Annotated in this window: 1 protein-coding gene and 4 tRNA genes; all 5 read right to left on the reverse strand. The window is 41.2% G+C overall.

What is annotated here, in order from left to right; all coding sequences use genetic code 11:
* The coding region (locus L647_RS0105235; RefSeq protein WP_024610249.1) for a transposase domain-containing protein at nt 1-554 on the reverse strand (554 nt) is incomplete at its 3' end.
* 833 nt (nt 555-1,387) lie between these two features.
* Nucleotides 1,388-1,474: transfer RNA gene (locus tag L647_RS0105240), tRNA-Leu, on the reverse strand.
* A gap of 38 nt (nt 1,475-1,512) precedes the next feature.
* Nucleotides 1,513-1,586, reverse strand: a tRNA-Cys gene (locus tag L647_RS0105245).
* Between the two features lie 19 nt (nt 1,587-1,605).
* Nucleotides 1,606-1,681, reverse strand: a tRNA-Gly gene (locus tag L647_RS0105250).
* Nucleotides 1,682-1,730: 49 nt separating this feature from the next.
* Nucleotides 1,731-1,817: transfer RNA gene (locus L647_RS0105255), tRNA-Leu, on the reverse strand.
* Nucleotides 1,818-1,830 lie beyond the last annotated feature (13 nt).

A 1,830-nucleotide genomic window follows, 5' to 3' on the forward strand; every position in this document is an offset into this window, starting at 1 on the left:
CAACTATCAAAGGCGCTCCCCATTAATAAATGGCTAGTTAACTCCATCAAACACACCATGCGAACCTGAGGGAAAGCCGTGTCACCATACTGATTTTTCCACACGGAGAATGCATGTTGATTTTCAGCGGTATCCGGTGTGCGCCAAATGACACCATCAACGCCCAATAGTGATAACCCGCACCATGTGGGGTGGTTCGCATCAGCATTCCACATTTGCTGACTTTGCTCAAAAACCTGTTTAACGGCATCAGCCCCAAGCCGCTGCCTAGCCTGTACAACCGCACTGGGTGCAACGAGTTCTTTTTTACCTGGTAAAGCGAGCCCTAATTTACTGACAATACTCCACAGTGGGTCTTCACGATAAAACGACATACAAATGACTGTCCAAACGGCTATCTCAACAGGAAGCCTTCTTTTCCTTATCGTCGCGACACCAGCTGTTTCTGCGCATTGTTTGATAAACTCAGGGCATAAAAAATCACTCAGCTGACCTAAGCCTTCTGAATTGGGTGCGTAGCTATTGGCTAGAGAAAGTGCGGTAGTGAGTTGCAAAATAAAAGGCTCCTAAATAAATTCAGAAGCCTTTATAAACTAACCAGAAGATCGGTCAATGGATCGTTAAATATTTCTTAACTGATCGGCATTAAGCTGCGGCTCGCTTTTTTAGTCCTAAAAATAAAAAGTGCGGCACTAAGTCGCCCAACTCCTTGTAAATGAAAAGCGGTGGCAGATGATGTGAGTGGTATGTACTGTACAGACATTATTTGGTTATTAGGATACGTAAGACAACCTGAAAAATAAGTGTTTAATGCCTACTATTATGCATTAGCGCTTTCTTGGTTACTCTATTTGAAGTTCTCACCTTAGCTCTAAACCTACTGCTGTCGGCAACTTTAGCTTCCACTAAGCATGCATTACTAATCAATTCGACAATTACTTATGCTAGTAGCGTACAAGTTTGTGCTATTTGCTTTCAAGATCGTTTGATCTAGAAGTGTGGATTGGTTTACTGTTTTGGATTTGTTAAAACCTATGACACTTAGTCCAATTCAATTAAAGTAAACTCATTAGTATTAGGTACAATGTGGCACTAAGGATTTACATGGCTGGTTTATTTTTGCTGTTGTAGGGCTGGGTTTGGGACTGGGTTTAGAGATCTTACATAGGGCTACCTAAACGTATTTTTTAAAACAATAGAAATAAAAACCATTATTAAAATATCATGTAACGCTATTATTAGGTAGATCATACATAAGATAGTACATATCAAGAATGATATAAATTGTGGTTAATATAAAGATGGTAAATCAAGTTTTTAGTTAATTTTTATAGATATTAAAGGATTATTAGAAGGTTTTTTATAAGCAGAGTGCTTAATATAAAGATGGTGCCCGAGGCCGGACTTGAACCGGCACGACTTGTTAGTCGAGGGATTTTAAATCCCTTGTGTCTACCAATTCCACCACTCGGGCATCGAGTTTGCTAATTAAAGCGTGTGGAGTAAATTATATGGAGGCGGAACCCGGAGTCGAACCGAGGTAAACGGATTTGCAATCCGGTGCATGGCCACTCTGCCATTCCGCCTAAATGTATCCAAATAATTTGGAGCGGTACACGAGGCTCGAACTCGTGACCTCGACCTTGGCAAGGTCGCGCTCTACCAACTGAGCTAGTACCGCAAAATATTGTTTTATCGACTTTAAACTATCTTGGTAAAATAATTTAAAGTGGTGCCCGAGGCCGGACTTGAACCGGCACGACTTGTTAGTCGAGGGATTTTAAATCCCTTGTGTCTACCAATTCCACCACTCGGGCATCGAGTTTGCTA

This window comes from Pseudoalteromonas sp. TB64 (assembly GCF_000498095.1).
In the GTDB taxonomy this organism is placed as follows: domain Bacteria; phylum Pseudomonadota; class Gammaproteobacteria; order Enterobacterales; family Alteromonadaceae; genus Pseudoalteromonas.